The organism is Halomonas sp. DP5Y7-2 (assembly GCF_019802025.1).
GTDB lineage: Bacteria > Pseudomonadota > Gammaproteobacteria > Pseudomonadales > Halomonadaceae > Halomonas > Halomonas litopenaei_A.
In genome coordinates this window covers 1-1,742 of record NZ_JAHVHY010000016.1, presented here as the reverse complement: position 1 = coordinate 1,742, position 1,742 = coordinate 1, and the positions used below count along the sequence as shown (strand labels likewise).

At 54.5% G+C, this 1,742-nt stretch carries 1 rRNA gene; it reads left to right on the top strand.

The features are described from left to right. Positions 1-148 precede the first annotated feature (148 nt). A 16S ribosomal RNA gene (locus KUW18_RS19535) occupies positions 149-1,686 on the top strand. Positions 1,687-1,742 lie beyond the last annotated feature (56 nt).

The window sequence follows — 1,742 nt, the reverse complement described above, 5'->3', positions numbered from 1 at the left end:
GCTCTTTAAAAATTGATCAGGTAATTCATGTGGGCGCTTGCCGATGAGTCAGTGACAATGTCACTGAAATATCAAGGCAAGCGACTCGTCAAACGAGACGTTTGAACCTTGAGCCAAGTTTGGTCCGCTTAACGGACTATCAGACTTTAAACTGAAGAGTTTGATCATGGCTCAGATTGAACGCTGGCGGCAGGCCTAACACATGCAAGTCGAGCGGAAACGATCCTAGCTTGCTAGGAGGCGTCGAGCGGCGGACGGGTGAGTAATGCATAGGAATCTGCCCGGTAGTGGGGGATAACCTGGGGAAACCCAGGCTAATACCGCATACGTCCTACGGGAGAAAGCAGGGGATCTTCGGACCTTGCGCTATCGGATGAGCCTATGTCGGATTAGCTAGTTGGTGAGGTAATGGCTCACCAAGGCTGCGATCCGTAGCTGGTCTGAGAGGATGATCAGCCACATCGGGACTGAGACACGGCCCGAACTCCTACGGGAGGCAGCAGTGGGGAATATTGGACAATGGGCGAAAGCCTGATCCAGCCATGCCGCGTGTGTGAAGAAGGCCTTCGGGTTGTAAAGCACTTTCAGTGAGGAAGAAGGCCTTGAGGTTAATACCCTCGAGGAAGGACATCACTCACAGAAGAAGCACCGGCTAACTCCGTGCCAGCAGCCGCGGTAATACGGAGGGTGCGAGCGTTAATCGGAATTACTGGGCGTAAAGCGCGCGTAGGCGGCTTGATAAGCCGGTTGTGAAAGCCCCGGGCTCAACCTGGGAACGGCATCCGGAACTGTCAGGCTAGAGTGCAGGAGAGGAAGGTAGAATTCCCGGTGTAGCGGTGAAATGCGTAGAGATCGGGAGGAATACCAGTGGCGAAGGCGGCCTTCTGGACTGACACTGACGCTGAGGTGCGAAAGCGTGGGTAGCAAACAGGATTAGATACCCTGGTAGTCCACGCCGTAAACGATGTCGACTAGCCGTTGGGCTCCTTGAGAGCTTTGTGGCGCAGTTAACGCGATAAGTCGACCGCCTGGGGAGTACGGCCGCAAGGTTAAAACTCAAATGAATTGACGGGGGCCCGCACAAGCGGTGGAGCATGTGGTTTAATTCGATGCAACGCGAAGAACCTTACCTACCCTTGACATCGAGAGAACTTTCCAGAGATGGATTGGTGCCTTCGGGAACTCTCAGACAGGTGCTGCATGGCTGTCGTCAGCTCGTGTTGTGAAATGTTGGGTTAAGTCCCGTAACGAGCGCAACCCTTGTCCCTATTTGCCAGCGATTCGGTCGGGAACTCTAGGGAGACTGCCGGTGACAAACCGGAGGAAGGTGGGGACGACGTCAAGTCATCATGGCCCTTACGGGTAGGGCTACACACGTGCTACAATGGCCGGTACAATGGGTTGCGAATCCGCGAGGTGGAGCTAATCCCATAAAGCCGGTCTCAGTCCGGATCGGAGTCTGCAACTCGACTCCGTGAAGTCGGAATCGCTAGTAATCGTGAATCAGAATGTCACGGTGAATACGTTCCCGGGCCTTGTACACACCGCCCGTCACACCATGGGAGTGGACTGCACCAGAAGTGGTTAGCCTAACTTCGGAGGGCGATCACCACGGTGTGGTTCATGACTGGGGTGAAGTCGTAACAAGGTAGCCGTAGGGGAACCTGCGGCTGGATCACCTCCTTAATCGACACGTCGCTGACTGTCGGTAAGTGCTCACAATGAATTACCTGATCAAGAGA